The organism is Pseudomonas sp. ICMP 10191 (genome assembly GCF_001467335.1).
Lineage (GTDB): Bacteria > Pseudomonadota > Gammaproteobacteria > Pseudomonadales > Pseudomonadaceae > Aquipseudomonas > Aquipseudomonas cerasi.
This window is the reverse complement of sequence record NZ_LKGW01000118.1, coordinates 37,308-54,161: the sequence shown is the minus strand read 5'-3', so window position 1 is coordinate 54,161 and position 16,854 is coordinate 37,308. Positions and strand designations below refer to the sequence as shown.

Sequence of the window (16,854 nt, the reverse complement as noted above, 5' to 3'; positions counted from 1 at the left end):
AGCGCGTGGTGCTGAGCCAGGTCGGGCTGTTTGCCGATGGCGTGGCGGTCGCGCAGATCGGCCATCACACCTTCGAAGTGTGCCGCCATTATGTCGATGATGTGATCACCGTCAGCACCGACGAGATCTGCGCGGCGATCAAGGACATCTACGACGAAGGCGCGCTGGGCGTGGCCGGGATCAAGAAATATGTCGAGCAGCGCGGCGTCAGCGGCCAGACGCTGGTGGCGATTGATTCAGGGGCCAACGTCAACTTCGACCGCTTGCGTCACGTGGCCGAGCGCGCCGAACTGGGCGAAGGCCGCGAGGCGATCATTGCGGTGACCATCCCCNATCTTCGTCGGCGTGCAGACCCATCCCGAGAACGACCCACGCAGCGCCCTGATCGCCAGCCTGACCGGCCAGGGCTTCCCGGTGCTGGACCTGACCGACAACGAACTGGCCAAACTGCATATTCGCCACATGGTTGGCGGGCATGCCGAGCGGGTCAATGATGAAGTGGTGCTGCGCTTCGAGTTCCCGGAGCGACCGGGCGCGCTGTTCAACTTCCTCAACCGTCTGGGCGGCCGCTGGACCATCTCCATGTTCCACTACCGCAACCACGGCGCTGCTGACGGCCGACTGGTGGTGCCGGAGGATGAGCGGCATCTGGTCGGTGCTGCGCTGGATGAGATTGGTTACCCGTATTGGGATGAAAGCGAGAACCCAGCGTACCGGTTGTTTCTGGGCTGAGGCCGGGATATCTCGCGTTCCTCACGCTCCGCGTCACAAGAGGACGCAGAGCGTCCAGACCGGCATACCCACGCGGAGCATGGGCACGATGGGGATCTGACTGACAACTATCGTTCCTCACGCTCCAGCGTGGGAATGCAGTTCACGACGCTCTGCGTCGCAAGAGGACGCGGAGCGAGGGCACGATGGGGATCTGACTGACAACTATCGTTCCTCACGCTCCAGCGTGGGAACGCAGTTCACGACGCTCTGCGTCGCAAGAGGACGCAGAGCGTCCAGACCGGCATGCCCACGTGGAGCACGGGCGCGATAGCGCTTAAGGCACGGCTCTTGTGTCCACACTGCTAAACTCACCCAAGCCCGATTCCAGAGGAACACCGCGTCATGGAACCCATCACCACCCTTAACACCCTGCACATCGTCGCCATCGCGTTGTTGCTGATCAGCGCGCTGGTGTTGGCCAGCGGGGTGGTCAAGGTGCGTCTTGAAGGCGACACGACCGTGCAGAATCGCCTGCTCAAGCGGCCATTGCTGTTTTTCTGGGTGTTGATGGCCGTTTGCCTGGCGACGCTGCCGTTCAGTGGCTGGTGGCTGGTGCATTTGAAAGGCCTGTCACTGGGCCAGACCTGGGTGCTGGGCAGCAGCGTGCTTTACACCCTGGGGCTGTGCAGTTGGGTCTGGCTGGTGGCCAGGCTCAACCGCTTGCGTCTTGGTGCCAAAGGTGGCAAGCGCGGCTTCACCTTGGCGCTGACGGTGATCAGCGTTGTGTGCTTCGTGGCAATGGCCGGTCTGACGGGCTTCAAACCGGCCTGAGTATTGCCAGCACTCAGTGGCGCAGGGTAATCACCGGCCAGCCGCGTCGCTCGGCTTCGGCACGCAATTTATCGTCCGGATCGACCGCGACCGGGTTGGCCACCTGCTCCAGCAGAGGCAGGTCGTTCATCGAGTCACTGTAGAAATAGCTGCCCTCGAGGCTGAACGCGTTGTCTTCCAGCCACTGGTTGAGGCGTGTCACCTTGCCTTCACGGAAGCAGGGCACACCCGTGGTACGACCGGTATAGCGTCCATCCACCATTTCGCACTCGGTCGCCAGCAGGGTATCGATGCCCAGCTGCGCCACGATAGGTGCTGTCACAAAGCGGTTGGTGGCGGTGATCACCACCAGCTTGTCGCCAGCCTCTCGGTGTTTGGCGATCAATTCCAGCGCCTTGGGCAGCATCATTGGTTCGATGCAGTCGCGCATGAACTCGCGATGCCACTGCTCAAGCTGCGCCATGTCAGTGTTGCCCAGAATCTCCAGGGTAAAATTCAGGTAGTCGGTCATGTTCAGCGTGCCGGCCAGGTAATCCTGATAGAACTCGTCGTTGCGGGTCTTGTAGGTCGCGGCATCAAGGATCCCGCGCCGGCACAGGTAATCGCCCCAGGCGTGATCGCTGTCGCCGCCCAGAAGGGTGTTGTCGAGGTCGAATAAAGCCAGGCGCATAGGGTTACTCGCTGAAATAGTTGAAAAAAGAGCCCCAGAATACGAGGTTTTCACAAGTCTTCACATAAGGTGATAAGCCTCGTTGCTGGTTTGATCGCCTTTGTGGAACAATGCGGCGACATGCGTTTGCGAGGTTGTTGCCGTGATCGACCCCGATGGTTTCCGTCCTAATGTCGGGATTATTCTGACAAACGATGCTGGTCAGGTCCTATGGGCTCGGCGTATTAACCAGGATGCCTGGCAGTTTCCTCAAGGGGGTATCAACCCGCAGGAGACGCCGGAAGACGCGCTTTATCGCGAATTGAATGAAGAAGTCGGTCTGGAACGACATGATGTGCAAATACTTGCCTGCACTCGGGGCTGGTTGCGCTATCGTCTGCCGCAAAGACTGGTCCGTACCCACAGCCAGCCGCTGTGTATCGGCCAGAAGCAAAAATGGTTTCTCCTGCGCCTGATCTCCAACGAGCAGCGGGTGCGGATGGATTTGACCGGTAAACCGGAGTTCGATGGCTGGCGCTGGGTCAGTTATTGGTATCCGTTAGGCCAGGTGGTGACATTCAAGCGCGAGGTGTATCGACGCGCACTCAAAGAGCTTGCCCCGCGCCTCTTATCGCGCGACTGACACGGAGTTCGACCCCGAGCCATGCTCAATACGCTGCGCAAGATCGTCCAGGAAGTTAACTCCGCCAAGGATCTCAAGGCGGCGTTGGGCATTATTGTGTTGCGCGTCAAGGAGGCCATGGGCAGCCAGGTCTGCTCGGTCTACCTGCTCGATGCCGAGGTCAACCGCTTTGTCCTGATGGCTTCCGAAGGCCTCAACAAGCGCTCCATCGGCAAAGTCAGCATGGCGCCGAATGAAGGCCTGGTCGGCCTGGTCGGTACGCGCGAAGAACCGCTGAATCTCGAAAACGCCGCAGATCACCCTCGTTATCGCTACTTCGCCGAGACCGGTGAGGAACGCTACGCCTCGTTCCTGGGCGCGCCGATCATCCACCACCGGCGCGTGGTTGGCGTGTTGGTCATCCAGCAAAAGGAGCGCCGTCAGTTCGACGAGGGCGAAGAAGCCTTCCTGGTCACCATGAGCGCGCAACTGGCGGGCGTTATCGCGCATGCCGAAGCCACCGGCTCGATCCGCGGTCTGGGTCGTCAGGGCAAGGGTATTCAGGAAGCCAAGTTCGTGGGTGTCGCCGGTTCGCCGGGTGCTGCGGTCGGTGTCGCCGTGGTCATGCTGCCGCCTGCCGATCTGGAAGTGGTCCCCGACAAGACCGTCACTGACATCGCCGCTGAACTGGCGCTGTTCCAGAACGCGCTGGAAGGCGTACGCAATGACATGCGCACCCTGTCAGCCAAACTGGCCACCCAGTTGCGTCCCGAAGAGCGGGCGCTGTTCGATGTCTACCTGATGATGCTCGACGACGCCTCGCTGGGCAGCGAAGTAACCGACGTCATCAAGACCGGTCAATGGGCGCAGGGTGCCTTGCGCTCGGTGGTCAGTGAGCACGTCAAACGTTTCGAGCTGATGGACGATGCCTACCTGCGCGAGCGGGCGTCGGACGTCAAGGACCTGGGCCGCCGTCTGCTGGCTTACCTCCAGGAGGCGCGACAACAGGCGCTGGTCTATCCCGATAACACGATTCTGGTCAGCGAGGAGCTGACCCCGGCCATGCTCGGCGAAGTGCCGGAAGGCAAACTGGTCGGCCTGGTGTCGGTTCAGGGTTCCGGCAACTCCCACGTCGCGATTCTGGCGCGGGCCATGGGCATTCCCACGGTCATGGGCCTTGTGGACTTCCCTTACTCCAAGGTCGATGGCATCGATCTGGTGGTCGACGGCTATCATGGCGAAGTCTTCACCAACCCCAGCGAAATCATGCGCAAGCAGTTCGGCAAGGTGGTGGAGGAGGAGCGTCAGCTCTCCCAGGGGCTGGATGCCCTGCGCGAACTCCCTTGCGTCACTCTCGACGGGCATCGCATGCCGCTGTGGGTCAACACCGGTCTGCTGGCCGACGTGGCGCGTGCGCAACAGCGTGGCGCCGAAGGGGTGGGCCTGTACCGCACCGAAGTACCGTTCATGATCAACCAGCGCTTCCCGAGTGAAAAGGAACAGCTGGCGATCTACCGCGAGCAATTGGCCGCCTTCCATCCACTGCCGGTGACCATGCGCAGCCTGGACATCGGTGGCGACAAGTCGCTGTCCTACTTCCCGATCAAGGAAGACAACCCGTTCCTCGGCTGGCGCGGTATTCGCGTCACCCTCGACCACCCGGAAATTTTCCTGGTCCAGACCCGCGCCATGCTCAAGGCCAGCGAGGGCCTGAATAACCTGCGCATTCTATTGCCGATGATCTCCAGCACCCACGAAGTGGAAGAAGCGCTGCACCTGATCCACCGCGCCTGGGGCGAGGTGCGCGACGAAGGCACCGACGTGCCCATGCCGCCGGTGGGCGTGATGATTGAAGTGCCTGCCGCGGTCTACCAGACCCGCGATCTGGCGCGTCAGGTGGACTTCCTCTCGGTCGGCTCCAACGACCTGACTCAATACCTGCTCGCGGTCGACCGCAACAACCCGCGCGTGGCCGATCTCTATGATTACCTGCACCCGGCAGTGCTTCAGGCGCTGCAAAGCGTGGTGCGTGATGCCCACGCCGAGGGCAAGCCGGTGAGCATCTGCGGCGAAATGGCGGGTGACCCGGCAGCAGCGGTGCTGTTGATGGCGATGGGTTTCGACAGCCTGTCGATGAACGCCACCAACCTGCCGAAAGTGAAGTGGATGCTGCGCCAGATCAACCTCAGCAAGGCCAAGGAACTGCTGGCGCAACTGATGACCAACGATAACCCGCAAGTCATCAGCAGTTCTCTGCAACTGGCGCTGAAAAACCTCGGCCTGTCGCGGATGATCAACCCGAGCTCGGTCAAAGGGCACTAAGCGCTACTAATGCTTTCGTGAGCAAGCTCACTCCCACAAGGGGGACACATGCACCTTTGGGGCGGGCCGGTCGACGTTCACTTGTTCGCGAAGAGGCCGGTACAGACTCCGGGGAATGGGGCGTTTGGGCTACCGCCTTCGTGAGCAAGCTCACTCCCACCGGGGTACACATGCACCTTTGGGGCGGGCCGGTCGACGTTCGCTTGTTCGCGAAGAGGCCGGTACAGACTCCGGGGAATGGGGCGTTTGGGCTACTGCCTTCGTGAGCAAGCTCACTCCCACAGGGGTACACACTGCCCCGTAGGAGCGAACTTGTTCGCGAAGAGGCCGGCATGATCGCCGAAAATGCATTGTCTGAATCACCATCTTCGCGAATACGCCAAGCCTTGCCCGGTTCGCTCCTGCGCCCTGGGGGCAGAAGCCTGTAAGGCACGTATTCAGTGCGCTCCACCTGTCTATAACGCTGTGCGCGGAAGCGCTAAGCGTACGGCTGGACACATCAGGCGTATCTTTTTTCATTTCGTTCAGGCGGCTTCCATCGGTCGCCGCTAGAGCATCCTGCCGGGCTCCGGTAACATGCGCGCCTGATTCAGTCGCTCGCAAGGGCGTTCCAATTGAGGAGTCGCAATGCTGCCTTACCCGCAGATTGACCCGGTAGCCGTCGCTATCGGCCCGCTGCAAATTCACTGGTACGGTTTGATGTACCTGGTCGGTATCGGCGGCGCCTGGCTGCTTGCGTCGCGTCGCCTGAACAAGTTCGACCCGACCTGGACCAAGGAAAAACTCTCCGACCTGATTTTCTGGCTGGCCATGGGCGTGATTGTCGGCGGGCGGCTGGGCTACGTGCTGTTCTACGATCTGTCGGCCTACATCGCCAACCCGCTGCTGATCTTTGAAGTCTGGAAGGGTGGTATGGCGTTCCACGGCGGCTTTGTCGGCGTGATGATCGCGGCCTGGTGGTTTGGCAAGCGCAACGGCAAAAGCTTCTTCCAGCTGATGGACTTCGTTGCTCCGCTGGTGCCGATCGGCCTGGGTGCCGGGCGTATCGGCAACTTCATCAATGCCGAGCTGTGGGGCAAGCCGACCGACGTGCCGTGGGCCATGGTCTTTCCGCCGTTCAGCGACCCTGCGCAACTGGCGCGTCATCCTTCGCAGCTGTATCAGTTCGCGTTGGAAGGCGTTGCGCTGTTCATCATCCTCAATCTGTACGCCCGAAAACCGCGTCCAACCATGGCCGTTTCCGGCATGTTCGCGCTGTTCTACGGGATCTTCCGCTTTGTGGTCGAGTTCGTCCGCGTTCCTGACGCCCAGTTGGGCTACCTGGCGTGGGGCTGGGTGACCATGGGTCAGATCCTCAGCCTGCCGATGATCATCGCCGGCCTGTTCCTGATCTGGCTGGCCTACAAGCGCGATCCGTCCGCCAGCAAGGCAGCGGTCTAACACCGAAACGCCGGGTGACAACGCCCGGCGCGTTCAACAAGGCAGGTGATTTATGAAGCAATATCTGGAACTGGTCGCTCATGTGATCAAGCACGGGACCTTGCAAGCCAACCGTACCGGCGTGAACACCATCAGCTTTCCGGGTGCGATGCTGCGTTATGACTTGCAGGAAGGTTTTCCGGCGATCACCACACGGCGCATGGCCTTCAAATCGGCCATCGGCGAGATGGTCGGCTTTCTGCGTGGCGTGAACAACGCCGCCGAATTCCGCGAACTGGGCTGCAAGGTCTGGGATCAGAACGCCAACGAAAACGCTCAGTGGCTGAACAACCCGTTCCGCAAGGGCGAGGACGATCTGGGCGAAATCTATGGCGTGCAATGGCGCAAGTGGCCAGCCTACAAGCGTATCGATGCCGGCAATGTCGCGGCCATCGAGCTGGCGCTGGGCCAGGGGTATCGTCAGATTGCCGAATCCGTAGAAGACGGTCAGTCGTTCGTGGTCCTGTACAAGGCCATCGACCAGATTCGCCAGTGCGTCGACACCATCATCAACGACCCAGGCAGCCGCCGCATCCTGTTCCACGGCTGGAACTGCGCACAGCTCGATGAAATGGCCCTGCCGCCGTGCCACCTGCTGTACCAGCTGCACCCGAACCCGCAGACCCGCGAAATCTCGCTGACGCTGTATATTCGCTCCAACGATCTGGGCCTCGGCACGCCGTTCAACCTGACCGAAGGCGCCGCGCTGCTGAGCCTCATCGGCCGCCTGACCGGCTACACCCCACGCTGGTTCACCTACTTCATCGGCGACGCCCACGTTTACGAAAACCATCTGGACATGCTCAACGAACAGATGACCCGCGAGCCGTACCCGATGCCGAAACTGGTCATCTCCGAGCGCGTGCCGGAATTCGCCAAGACCGGTGTGTACCAGCCTGAATGGCTGGAACTGATCGAGCCTTCGGACTTCACCCTGGAAGGCTACCAGCACCACCCGGCAATGACGGCGCCGATGGCGGTTTGAGTCCGTACGAGAGCGAATTGAGCGTTGTGCTATAGTTTTGGCGTAAGTCCCCTGACCCTGTTTAATGGAATCGACTATGTTTTTCAATCGGATTGGATATCGTAGTGATACGAAGAAGGCTGAAGACGCGGCCCTCATGCAGGCAATCAAGAGCATCGACACTCTTGTGGTAAGGGGTGGTCGCATGTCCATGGACGCCAAAGAAATCGAAGGTTTGGTTCGCTCCTCCCGCGATAAGGCTAAAAAACTGGTCACTCCGCAAGCCGAATCCTGATAAATGGCTTTTTTACTTCTGCTGCCACTACTCGTCAGCGGCTTTTTGGTGTGCCTGAAGGATCCCACCGTTTATTGCAGGCTGCATCGCTATGAAGGCCAGATGCTTTACTTGCTGGTGGGGCGGTATGGTATCTACTGTTTTTTAGCGGCCATGTTTGTTACCGCAGCCCTTGCAGGCCTGTTCTCGCATGATTGGGGTGTGTTTTGCCCAAAATGGGCCCAAACGATGGACGCGACCTCGCAAGTCTGTTTTGCCGTGAACACCGATTTCATGGGCGCTTTAGGTCAAATGGGGCAGGACTTCGACATCACTGGCAGGAATTTTAGCCAAGTGGGCGTGTTCCTTGCCCTGTCGGGTTTACTGACCTTGGCGATGCCAAGCCTCGGAGCTTTTCTTACTGTCAGGATTCTCAAGTGGCAACTGGGCGCGGGTAAAAAAGAAGAAATTGCGGTCTATCTGCTGGGTGAGTCTGTAGATCACAGCCCTATCTGCTCGACGCTTTTCGATGCATTTGTCGACAAGGAAGAAGTGATGATCACGATGGCGGATCGAAAGGTCTACGTCGGTTACATCATGGACGTCGGAGCCCCTACCGAAGTGACGGGTGTGAATCAGGAAATTTTGCTTATCCCGACCGTCAGTGGCTATCGGGACAAGGACACCCTGAAAGTGGTGTACACGACCGATTACCCAAGTGATACACCGCTCAGGCCTATTGGTTTTCGGCAAGAAAATATTGTCTCGATCAGCATCTTCAGCGATGAGGTGCGTGAAGCGTTCAAGCGCGCAGATTCTGAGCGGGCCGGTGAAGAGTCAGCGAAAGAGAAAGCTGCCAAGGATCAGCTCGTCAAGGCGATCACTGAGCTTGTGGCGGTGGTGCAGGCCGCGCAGCGCTGAACCATAGGTCTCAAACCCGTCTTAATGCCCATGACTCCTCCCCACATGTGAAGGCTCGCCCTCTGGCGCTGCCACAGCCCCCGTCACTTCCAGCCTCTCCAGTATCGCGCAATGTTCTGTCGTGCCATCGCTGCAGCGGCGACGCAGGTCGAGCAGTTGTTCCTGGAGCGCTTGCAGGCTTGCGACGCGGGCGTTGACGTGTTCGATGTGTTCGTCGATCAGGGTGTTGACGTTTTCGCACTGGTCCTGCGGGCTGTCGCGCAGGTTGAGCAGGTTGCGGATTTCTTCGAGGGTCATGTCCAGGCTGCGGCAATTGCGGATGAACGACAGGCGCTCCATGTGCGCCTGGGTATACAGCCGGTAATTGCCGTCACTGCGGGCGGGGGCGGGCAGCAGGCCTTCGCGCTCGTAATAACGGATGGTTTCGACCTGGGTGTCGGTCAGTTTTGCCAGTTCGCCGATTTTCATGTGGACTCATCTCGTTTGAGTGCTTGACCCTATAGTGGCTACAGGGTGTTCACTTGGCAACAAGCAGAATCCTGGAGCCACAACGAATGGGCACGACGATCAAGAATTCCCCCGCACATGACCACGATCATGACCATGATCACGGCGAGCACGCACACGAGCAAAAGCCCGTGGAGCATGCCCATTCGTGCTGCTCCAGCGATGCACAGCCCGCTGTAGTGACCTTTGGCGAAGCGTCTGCAGCGGGTGGTCGTCTTAGCAGCTTCCGTATCGAGGCGATGGATTGCCCCACCGAGCAGACGCTGATCCAGAACAAGCTGGGCAAGCTGGCCGGTGTGCAGAAGCTGGAATTCAACCTGATCAACCGCATGCTGGGGGTCTGGCACGACCTGCCGTCCACCGACCCGATTCGTGAGGCTATCAGTTCACTGGGCATGCAGGCCGAGCCGGTCGAGGAGGGTGCAGCGTCTGCCGACTCGGCGTCGGTGGTGAAGAAACACTGGTGGCCGCTGGCGTTGTCCGGCGTTGCGGCGCTGGGCGCAGAGGTGGTCCATTTTGCATCGCTCGGCCCGACCTGGGTGGTTGCTTTGCTGGCGCTGGTGTCGATCTTCAGTTGCGGGCTGACGACCTACAAGAAGGGCTGGATCGCACTCAAGAACTTCAACCTGAACATCAATGCGCTGATGAGCATCGCGGTGACCGGCGCCATTCTGATCGGTCAGTGGCCGGAAGCGGCAATGGTGATGTTCCTGTTTACCATCGCCGAGTTGATCGAAGCCAAGTCACTGGACCGCGCGCGCAATGCGATCAGTGGCCTGATGCAACTGACGCCTGAGCTTGCCACCGTCAAGCAGGCGGATGGCAGCTGGCAGGAAATCGACGCCAAAAACGTCGAACTGGAGGCTATCGTCCGGATCAAGCCCGGCGAGCGTGTCGGACTGGACGGTGAAGTGGTGTCCGGCAGCTCGACGATCGATCAGGCATCGATTACCGGTGAAAGCCTGCCGGTGGAAAAGACTGTCGGCGACAAGGTTTTCGCGGGCACCATCAACCAGGCCGGTTCGCTGGAATATCGCGTCACCGCCGCCGCGAACAACTCGACGCTGGCGCGCATCATTCATGCGGTAGAAGCGGCTCAGGGTTCGCGTGCGCCGACCCAGCGCTTTGTCGACAGCTTTTCCCGTATCTACACGCCAGTGGTGTTCGTCGTTGCGTTGGCATTGGCGTTGGTCGCGCCGCTGTTCTTCGGCGGCGAATGGTATGACTGGATCTACCGGGCGTTGGTGCTGCTGGTGGTGGCCTGCCCATGTGCGCTGGTGATTTCCACGCCGGTGACCATCGTCAGCGGTCTGGCAGCGGCGGCGCGCAAGGGGATTTTGATCAAGGGTGGCGTTTATCTGGAAATGGGCGAGAAGCTCGATTACCTGGCCCTGGATAAAACCGGCACGTTGACCCACGGCAAACCGGTGCAGACTGATTATGTGCCATTGAACCCTGCTGTTGCCGACAGTGCCCCGGTGATTGCCGCGAGCCTTGCCGGGCGTTCAGATCACCCGGTTTCCCAAGCGATTGCCAAGGCCGCCGATGGCAGCCTGACGCTGCATGAAGTCAGCGCGTTCGAGGCGCTGGGCGGGCGGGGTGTGAAAGGCGAGATCAACGGCCAGATGTATCACCTGGGCAACCATCGCCTGGTGGAGGAGCTGGGCCTATGTTCGCCGGAGCTGGAGGCCAGGCTCGATGCGCTGGAAATGCAGGGCAAGACCGTGGTGCTGTTGCTTGATGCCTCTGGCCCGATCGCGCTGTTTGCCGTCGCCGATACGGTGAAGGAGACCAGCCGCGAAGCCGTTGCCCAGTTGCACGAGCTGGGCATCAAGACGGTCATGCTGACCGGTGATAACCCGCACACCGCCAAGGCGATTGCCGATCAGGTCGGCATCGATGAAGCGCAGGGTAATCTGCTGCCTGCCGACAAGCTCAGTGCGATCGAGGCGCTTTACGGCCGTAATCACCGGGTAGGCATGGTGGGCGACGGTATCAATGATGCGCCTGCGCTGGCCCGTGCGGAGATCGGTTTCGCGATGGCCGCTGCAGGCACTGATACGGCTATCGAGACAGCAGATGTCGCCCTGATGGACGATGATCTGCGCAAGATTCCAACATTCATTGCGCTTTCACGCCGGACATCGGCGGTGCTGAAGCAGAACATCGTGTTGGCCATCGTGACCAAGGTGCTGTTCATCGGCATCACCTTCGCGGGCCTGGCGACCATGTGGATGGCGGTGTTTGCCGACATGGGCGTGAGCTTGCTGGTGGTGTTCAACGGTTTGCGCTTGCTCAAGAAGTGATCAGTCGGCAACGTTGAAGGGCGGACGCGGAGCGTCCAAACGGCATTCCCACGCGGAGCATGGGAACGATAATCATGGCCACCGGCTCCGATCACTGGCTATCGCTCCCACGCTCCGCGTGGTAGCGCCTTTCTGGACGCTCGGCGTCCGCCTTCATCAGCCAAAGCGCTCCTGCCCCCAGGCGATGAAGGTTTCCAGCAGTGGCTTGAGCACGGCGCGGGTCGGCTCGGCCAGGTCCGGGCGGTAGTGGAAGGGCACGAATTCGTCCATGTAGGTGCTTTGCGCCAGCTCCAGCTGTACTGCGTGGATGTTGTTGGCCGGGTTGCCGTAGTGGCGGGTGATGTGGCCGCCCTTGAAGCGTCCGTTCAACACATGGCTGTAGTCCTTGGCCGCTGCGCAGACCTGCTCCAGTCGGCTGGCCAGTTCCGGGTCGCAGCTCAGACCATTGAAGGTGCCCAGGTTGAAGTCCGGCAGGCGGCCGTCGAACAGGTGCGGGATGTGGCCGCGAATCGAGTGGGCGTCGAACAGCAGCGCATAGCCGAACTCGTCACGCATGCGCTGCAGTTCCTGCTCCAGCGTCTGGTGATACGGCGTCCAGATCTGTTGCAGATACCGCGCTCGTTCCTCGGCGCTGGGCGTCTGGCCGTCCTTGAACAGTGGCACGCCATCGAACAGGATCGACGGAAACAGGCCGGTGGTCGCACCGGCGTACATGGGCTTGTCGTCAGACGGCCTGTTGAGGTCGATGACAAAGCGCGAGTATTCGGCGGCCAGGGTGCTGGCGCCCAATTCAGCGGCGAAGTCATACAAACGCGGAATGTGCCAGTCGGTATCCGGCAGGCTCAAGGCTTCGTCCACCAGCGCGGCTTCGACCACCGGGGTCAGTTTCAGACCGGCATGCGGCATGCTGATCAGCAGCGGAATACGGCCACGCTTGAATGTCAGAACGTTATCCACAGGGCTCTCCTTCAGATCGATGATTCGACGCCGTGGCGCACGATACGTTTGTCCAGATCGCCGCCCAGCCAGTAGGCCAGATCAGCCGGCCGTTCAATGTTCCAGGCGATGAAATCCGCCACCTTGCCGACCTCCAGCGAGCCGTGGGTCGCGCTCATGCCCAACGCCCTGGCGGCATTGAACGTCACCCCCGCCAGTGCTTCTTCGGGCGTCATGCGAAACAGCGTGCAGGCCATGTTCAGCATCAGGCGCAATGACAGGCCCGGCGAGGTGCCAGGGTTGAGGTCGGTGGAAATCGCAATCGGCACGCCGTGCTTGCGCAGCGCGTCCATCGGCGGCAGTTGCGTTTCACGCAGGAAGTAAAACGCCCCCGGCAGCAGCACCGCGACGGTTCCGGCAGCCGCCATGGCGATGGCGTCGTCCTCGGTCATGAACTCCAGATGATCCGCCGACAGCGCCTTGTAGCGCGCGGCCAGGCTCGATCCACCCAATGACGACAGCTGCTCGGCATGCAGTTTGACCGGCAGTGCCAACTGCCCTGCGGTGATGAACACCTGCTCGACCTGCGCAGGTGAAAACGCCAGGTATTCACAGAAAGCATCCACCGCATCGACCAGCCCTTCGGCTGCCAGCGCCGGGAGCATGTCGTTGCAGATGTGGTTGATGTAATCGTCGGCGCGATCGGCGTATTCCGGTGGCAGCGCATGGGCGGCCAGGCAGGTGGCACGCACGGTGACTGGCTGGGTGTTGCCCAGACGACGAATCACCCGCAGGATCTTGCGCTCGTTTTCCAGGTCCAGCCCGTAGCCCGACTTCATCTCGACGGTCGTGACGCCGTCCTTGAGCAAGTGCCGCAAGCGGCGCTCGGCACTGGCGTACAGCTCATCTTCACTGGCGGCGCGAGTCGCACGCACCGTGCTGGCAATACCGCCGCCCGCTGCCGCTATTTCTGCGTAGCTGACGCCCTGCAGACGCTGTTCGAACTCGCCGCTGCGGTTGCCGCCGAACACCGTATGGGTGTGACAGTCGATCAGGCCGGGCGTGACCCATGCACCGCCCAGATCGATGCAGTTGTCATGTTCCGGCTCGGCCAGCTCGGCCTGAGGCCCGATCCACTCGATGAGCGCTCCGGAAGTCACGATGGCGGCATGCTCGATGATCGAGTATTTGCCGTGCGCCATGCTTGCGATGTGACAGTTTTTCCAGAGCGTTTTCATTCCAGGCCTCGTTGATCAATGAGTGTTGTTGAGCGCCTTGGGCTTGACCCACACAGCGTAGGCGATGAGCAGCAGCACGATCCAGATTGCGCCGACGATCAAGGCTGCACGGTTGTCCGGGAAATAGCCCAGCACGCCGAAGATGAACAGCATGAAGGCGATGGCGGCCGCAGGCCCGTAAGGCCAGAACGGCACGGCGAATTTCAGCTGTGCCGCTTCCTCGCGGTGCATCGAGCGGCGCATGGCGACCTGCGTCAGCAGAATCATCAGCCAGACCCACACGGTAGCGAAGGTGGCCAGCGACGCGATCAGCAGGAACACATCCTTGGGGATCAGGTAGTTGAGCAGCACGCCGCCCAGCAACGCGATGCCCATGACCAGCACGGTCATCCACGGCACGCCATGGCGTGAAACGCGGGCAAAACTGGCGGGCGCCTGACCATCACGGGCCAGGCCATACATCATGCGGCCTGCGCCGAAGATGTCGCTGTTGATTGCCGATACGGCCGCCGAGATCACCACGATGTTGAGGATGGTCGCCGCCGAAGCGATACCCAGGTTGTCGAAAATCTGCACGAACGGGCTGCCCTGCGTGCCGATCTGCGGCCACGGGTAGATGCACATCAGCACAAACAGTGTCAGCACGTAGAACAGTAGAATGCGCAGCGGTACGGCATTGATCGCCTGCGGCAGGCTGCGTTGCGGGTCCTTCGCTTCGCCTGCGGTAATGCCGATGATTTCAATGCCGCCGAAGGCAAACATCACCACCGCAAACGAGGCGATCAGACCGGTGACGCCGTTGGGCATGAAGCCGCCATGTGCCCACAGGTTGCTGATGCCGATTTCGGTGCCGCTGGTCGAGCTGCCGATACCGAAGATCATGATGCCGAAGCCTGCGACGATCATCGCCACGATGGCGCTGACCTTGAGGATCGACAGCCAGAACTCGGTTTCACCAAATACTTTTACGTTGCACAGGTTGAGCGCGCCGATCAGAAAGACGATGCCCAGCACCCAGATCCAGCGGGGTACTTCCGGAAACCAGAAGCCCATGTAGATGCCGAATGCGGTCACGTCGGCGAGGCAGACGATGATCATTTCGAACGCGTAGGTCCAGCCGAGCACGAAGCCGGCCAGCGGGCCCATGTAACGCGTGGCGTAATGGCTGAACGAACCGGACACCGGGTCGTGGACCGCCATTTCGCCGAGCGCGCGCATCACCATGTACACCGCCGCGCCGCCGATCAGGTACGCCAGCAGTACGGCAGGCCCGGCCTGTTGAATCGCCGAGGCCGAGCCGTAGAACAACCCTGTGCCGATGGCAGAGCCCAGGGCCATGAAGCGGATGTGGCGGGCGGATAACCCGCGTTTCAAACCATCTTGTGACGTCATTTCAGGTCCATTTCATTACAGGTATGGCAAAAGCCGCGAGAACGCCTGCATCCGGCCTCCCGCAGCGATGACCAAAGCGAGCCCTGCCAGGCTCGCGGTGCATCACAGACTGGGTAGCAGACGTGCAGGAACCAACGGGTTCAGGCAAGTGGAGGACAACAGCTGACTGGCAGCTTCGATGTCCGGTGCAAAAAAGCGGTCCTTTTCATAGAACGGGACCTTGCTGCGCAACAGGCTGCGGGCTTGCTCCAGCTTCGGAGAGGTTTTCAGACCCTCACGCAAGTCCATACCCTGGCAGGCAGCCAACCATTCTACGGCAAGAATCCCGCGAACGTTTTCTGCCATTTCCCATAAGCGCTTGCCGGCGGCCGGGGCCATCGACACATGGTCTTCCTGATTGGCCGAGGTCGGCAGGCTGTCGACACTGTGCGGATGGGCCAATGCCTTGTTTTCACTGGCCAGCGCGGCGGCGGTCACCTGCGCGATCATGAACCCGGAATTGACGCCGCCGTTGGCCACCAGGAAGGGCGGCAGTTGCGACATGTGCTTGTCCATCATCAGCGAAATGCGACGTTCGCTGAGCGAGCCGATCTCGGCAATGGCCAGCGCGAGGTTGTCCGCCGCCATGGCGACCGGCTCGGCGTGAAAATTGCCACCGGATATGACGTCGTTCTCGGCGGCGAACACCAGCGGGTTGTCGGACACCGCGTTGGCTTCGATTTCCAGCACCTCGGCGGCCTGACGCAGTTGGGTCAGGCATGCGCCCATGACCTGTGGCTGGCAGCGCAACGAGTAGGGGTCCTGAACCTTGTCGCAGTTGCGGTGCGACTCGGACACGCCGCTGCTTTCGCCCAGCAGGTCACGGTAGCAGGCTGCCGCGTCGATCTGCCCGCGCTGACCGCGTGCGGCATGAATGCGCGCGTCGAAGGGCGAGCGCGAGCCGAGCACGGCTTCAACCGTCAGCGAGCCGCAGGTCAGGGCTGCAGCGAACAGGTCTTCGCCTTCGAACAGGCCGCGCAATGCGTAGGCGGTAGACACTTGCGTACCGTTGAGCAGTGCCAGCCCTTCCTTGGCTGCCAGGGTCAGCGGTTGCAGCCCGGCAGCCGCCAGCGCATCGACGCCGTTCAGCCATTCGCCCTTGTAGCGCGCCTTGCCTTCGCCCAGCAGCACCAGCGACATGTGCGCCAGCGGTGCAAGGTCGCCGGAAGCACCGACCGAGCCCTTGAGCGGAATATGCGGGTAGACCTCGGCATTGATCAGCGCAATCAGGGCGTCGATGACCACTCGCCGAATGCCCGAGAAGCCGCGGCTCAGGCTGTTAACCTTGAGCACCATGATCAGACGCACCAGCTCATCGCTGATCGGCTGACCGACACCGGCCGCATGCGACAGCACCAGCGAACGCTGCAGGTTTTCCAGGTCTTCGCTGGCAATCCGCGTCGAAGCCAGCAGACCAAACCCGGTGTTGATGCCGTAGGCGGTGCGGTTCTCGGCCAGAATGCGCTCGACACAGGCGACGCTGTCGTCGATCTGCTGGTCTGCGCTGCTGTCCAGCTTCAGGCTGACCGGCTGCAGATAAATACCGCGCAGTTGCGCCAGGGTCAGTTGGCCGGGGATCAGGTTCAGCGTCTTGGCAGATAAGGTGGTCACGATGCTGCTACTCCTTGATGAATGTCAGCGACGGCTTGTGGCCATACGC

At 60.8% G+C, this 16,854-nt stretch carries 14 protein-coding genes and 1 pseudogene; 9 read left to right on the top strand and 6 right to left on the bottom strand.

Annotated elements, in window-relative coordinates; all coding sequences use genetic code 11:
* A pseudogene (locus AO388_RS17375) lies at positions 1-732 on the top strand (threonine ammonia-lyase, biosynthetic); the annotation flags it as partial.
* A 384-nt stretch (positions 733-1,116) separates the two neighbouring features.
* Positions 1,117-1,545: a DUF2269 family protein gene (locus AO388_RS17370; protein ID WP_003343869.1), complete on the top strand. Its 429-nt coding sequence runs from the start codon at positions 1,117-1,119 to the stop codon at positions 1,543-1,545.
* A gap of 13 nt (positions 1,546-1,558) precedes the next feature.
* Here the strand turns inward: AO388_RS17370 and AO388_RS17365 are convergent, their stop codons facing one another.
* Positions 1,559-2,215, bottom strand: a complete 657-nt coding sequence (locus AO388_RS17365) for an HAD family hydrolase (RefSeq protein ID WP_003372134.1) — start codon at positions 2,213-2,215, stop codon at positions 1,559-1,561.
* A gap of 142 nt (positions 2,216-2,357) precedes the next feature.
* Between AO388_RS17365 and AO388_RS17360 the strand changes: the two genes are divergently transcribed.
* The 6 genes from AO388_RS17360 to AO388_RS29210 all read left to right on the top strand — a co-directional run bounded on the left by AO388_RS17360 (position 2,358) and on the right by AO388_RS29210 (position 8,776).
* Positions 2,358-2,837: an RNA pyrophosphohydrolase gene (locus AO388_RS17360; protein WP_002555745.1), complete on the top strand. Its 480-nt coding sequence runs from the start codon at positions 2,358-2,360 to the stop codon at positions 2,835-2,837.
* Positions 2,838-2,858: 21 nt separating this feature from the next.
* Positions 2,859-5,138, top strand: coding sequence for a phosphoenolpyruvate--protein phosphotransferase (ptsP, locus tag AO388_RS17355; RefSeq protein WP_002555744.1), 2,280 nt, complete (start codon positions 2,859-2,861; stop codon positions 5,136-5,138).
* A 627-nt stretch (positions 5,139-5,765) separates the two neighbouring features.
* Complete coding sequence (lgt, locus tag AO388_RS17350) at positions 5,766-6,578, top strand: prolipoprotein diacylglyceryl transferase (protein ID WP_003343867.1); 813 nt, start codon at positions 5,766-5,768, stop codon at positions 6,576-6,578.
* 52 nt (positions 6,579-6,630) lie between these two features.
* Complete coding sequence (locus AO388_RS17345; protein WP_058416805.1) at positions 6,631-7,602, top strand: thymidylate synthase; 972 nt, start codon at positions 6,631-6,633, stop codon at positions 7,600-7,602.
* 76 nt (positions 7,603-7,678) lie between these two features.
* The gene (locus tag AO388_RS17340; RefSeq protein WP_058416804.1) at positions 7,679-7,876 is read left to right on the top strand and encodes a hypothetical protein; all 198 of its coding nucleotides are present in this window, start codon (positions 7,679-7,681) and stop codon (positions 7,874-7,876) included.
* 3 nt (positions 7,877-7,879) lie between these two features.
* Positions 7,880-8,776 carry a hypothetical protein gene (locus AO388_RS29210; protein ID WP_058416803.1) on the top strand — a complete coding sequence of 299 codons (897 nt, stop codon included), beginning with the start codon at positions 7,880-7,882 and terminating at the stop codon, positions 8,774-8,776.
* A 21-nt stretch (positions 8,777-8,797) separates the two neighbouring features.
* On the opposite strand, the gene cadR is transcribed toward AO388_RS29210, so the two are convergent.
* Positions 8,798-9,244, bottom strand: a complete 447-nt coding sequence (cadR, locus tag AO388_RS17330) for a Cd(II)/Pb(II)-responsive transcriptional regulator (protein WP_058416802.1) — start codon at positions 9,242-9,244, stop codon at positions 8,798-8,800.
* 86 nt (positions 9,245-9,330) lie between these two features.
* Here cadR and AO388_RS17325 point away from each other — a divergent pair, with 86 nt between their 5' ends.
* Complete coding sequence (locus AO388_RS17325) at positions 9,331-11,589, top strand: heavy metal translocating P-type ATPase (RefSeq protein ID WP_058416801.1); 2,259 nt, start codon at positions 9,331-9,333, stop codon at positions 11,587-11,589.
* Positions 11,590-11,745: 156 nt separating this feature from the next.
* Here AO388_RS17325 and hutG read toward each other — a convergent pair whose 3' ends face one another.
* From hutG to hutH, 4 genes are all read right to left on the bottom strand, one after another.
* A complete protein-coding gene (gene hutG / locus AO388_RS17320) occupies positions 11,746-12,546 on the bottom strand; it encodes an N-formylglutamate deformylase (RefSeq protein ID WP_003350448.1) in 801 nt (266 codons plus the stop codon).
* A gap of 11 nt (positions 12,547-12,557) precedes the next feature.
* Positions 12,558-13,763, bottom strand: coding sequence for an imidazolonepropionase (hutI, locus tag AO388_RS17315; protein ID WP_003432386.1), 1,206 nt, complete (start codon positions 13,761-13,763; stop codon positions 12,558-12,560).
* A gap of 15 nt (positions 13,764-13,778) precedes the next feature.
* Positions 13,779-15,155 carry an amino acid permease gene (locus tag AO388_RS17310; protein WP_003432387.1) on the bottom strand — a complete coding sequence of 459 codons (1,377 nt, stop codon included), beginning with the start codon at positions 15,153-15,155 and terminating at the stop codon, positions 13,779-13,781.
* A gap of 102 nt (positions 15,156-15,257) precedes the next feature.
* Positions 15,258-16,805 carry a histidine ammonia-lyase gene (gene hutH / locus AO388_RS17305; RefSeq protein ID WP_058416800.1) on the bottom strand — a complete coding sequence of 516 codons (1,548 nt, stop codon included), beginning with the start codon at positions 16,803-16,805 and terminating at the stop codon, positions 15,258-15,260.
* Positions 16,806-16,854 lie beyond the last annotated feature (49 nt).

Coding starts and splice junctions, on each gene's coding strand:
- AO388_RS17370 (WP_003343869.1), top strand. CDS start 1,117: ATGGAACCCATCACCACCCTTAACACCCTGCACATCGTCGCCATCGCG.
- AO388_RS17365 (WP_003372134.1), bottom strand. CDS start 2,215: ATGCGCCTGGCTTTATTCGACCTCGACAACACCCTTCTGGGCGGCGAC.
- ptsP (WP_002555744.1), top strand. CDS start 2,859: ATGCTCAATACGCTGCGCAAGATCGTCCAGGAAGTTAACTCCGCCAAG.
- lgt (WP_003343867.1), top strand. CDS start 5,766: ATGCTGCCTTACCCGCAGATTGACCCGGTAGCCGTCGCTATCGGCCCG.
- AO388_RS17345 (WP_058416805.1), top strand. CDS start 6,631: ATGAAGCAATATCTGGAACTGGTCGCTCATGTGATCAAGCACGGGACC.
- AO388_RS17340 (WP_058416804.1), top strand. CDS start 7,679: ATGTTTTTCAATCGGATTGGATATCGTAGTGATACGAAGAAGGCTGAA.
- AO388_RS29210 (WP_058416803.1), top strand. CDS start 7,880: ATGGCTTTTTTACTTCTGCTGCCACTACTCGTCAGCGGCTTTTTGGTG.
- cadR (WP_058416802.1), bottom strand. CDS start 9,244: ATGAAAATCGGCGAACTGGCAAAACTGACCGACACCCAGGTCGAAACC.
- AO388_RS17325 (WP_058416801.1), top strand. CDS start 9,331: ATGGGCACGACGATCAAGAATTCCCCCGCACATGACCACGATCATGAC.
- hutI (WP_003432386.1), bottom strand. CDS start 13,763: ATGAAAACGCTCTGGAAAAACTGTCACATCGCAAGCATGGCGCACGGC.
- AO388_RS17310 (WP_003432387.1), bottom strand. CDS start 15,155: ATGACGTCACAAGATGGTTTGAAACGCGGGTTATCCGCCCGCCACATC.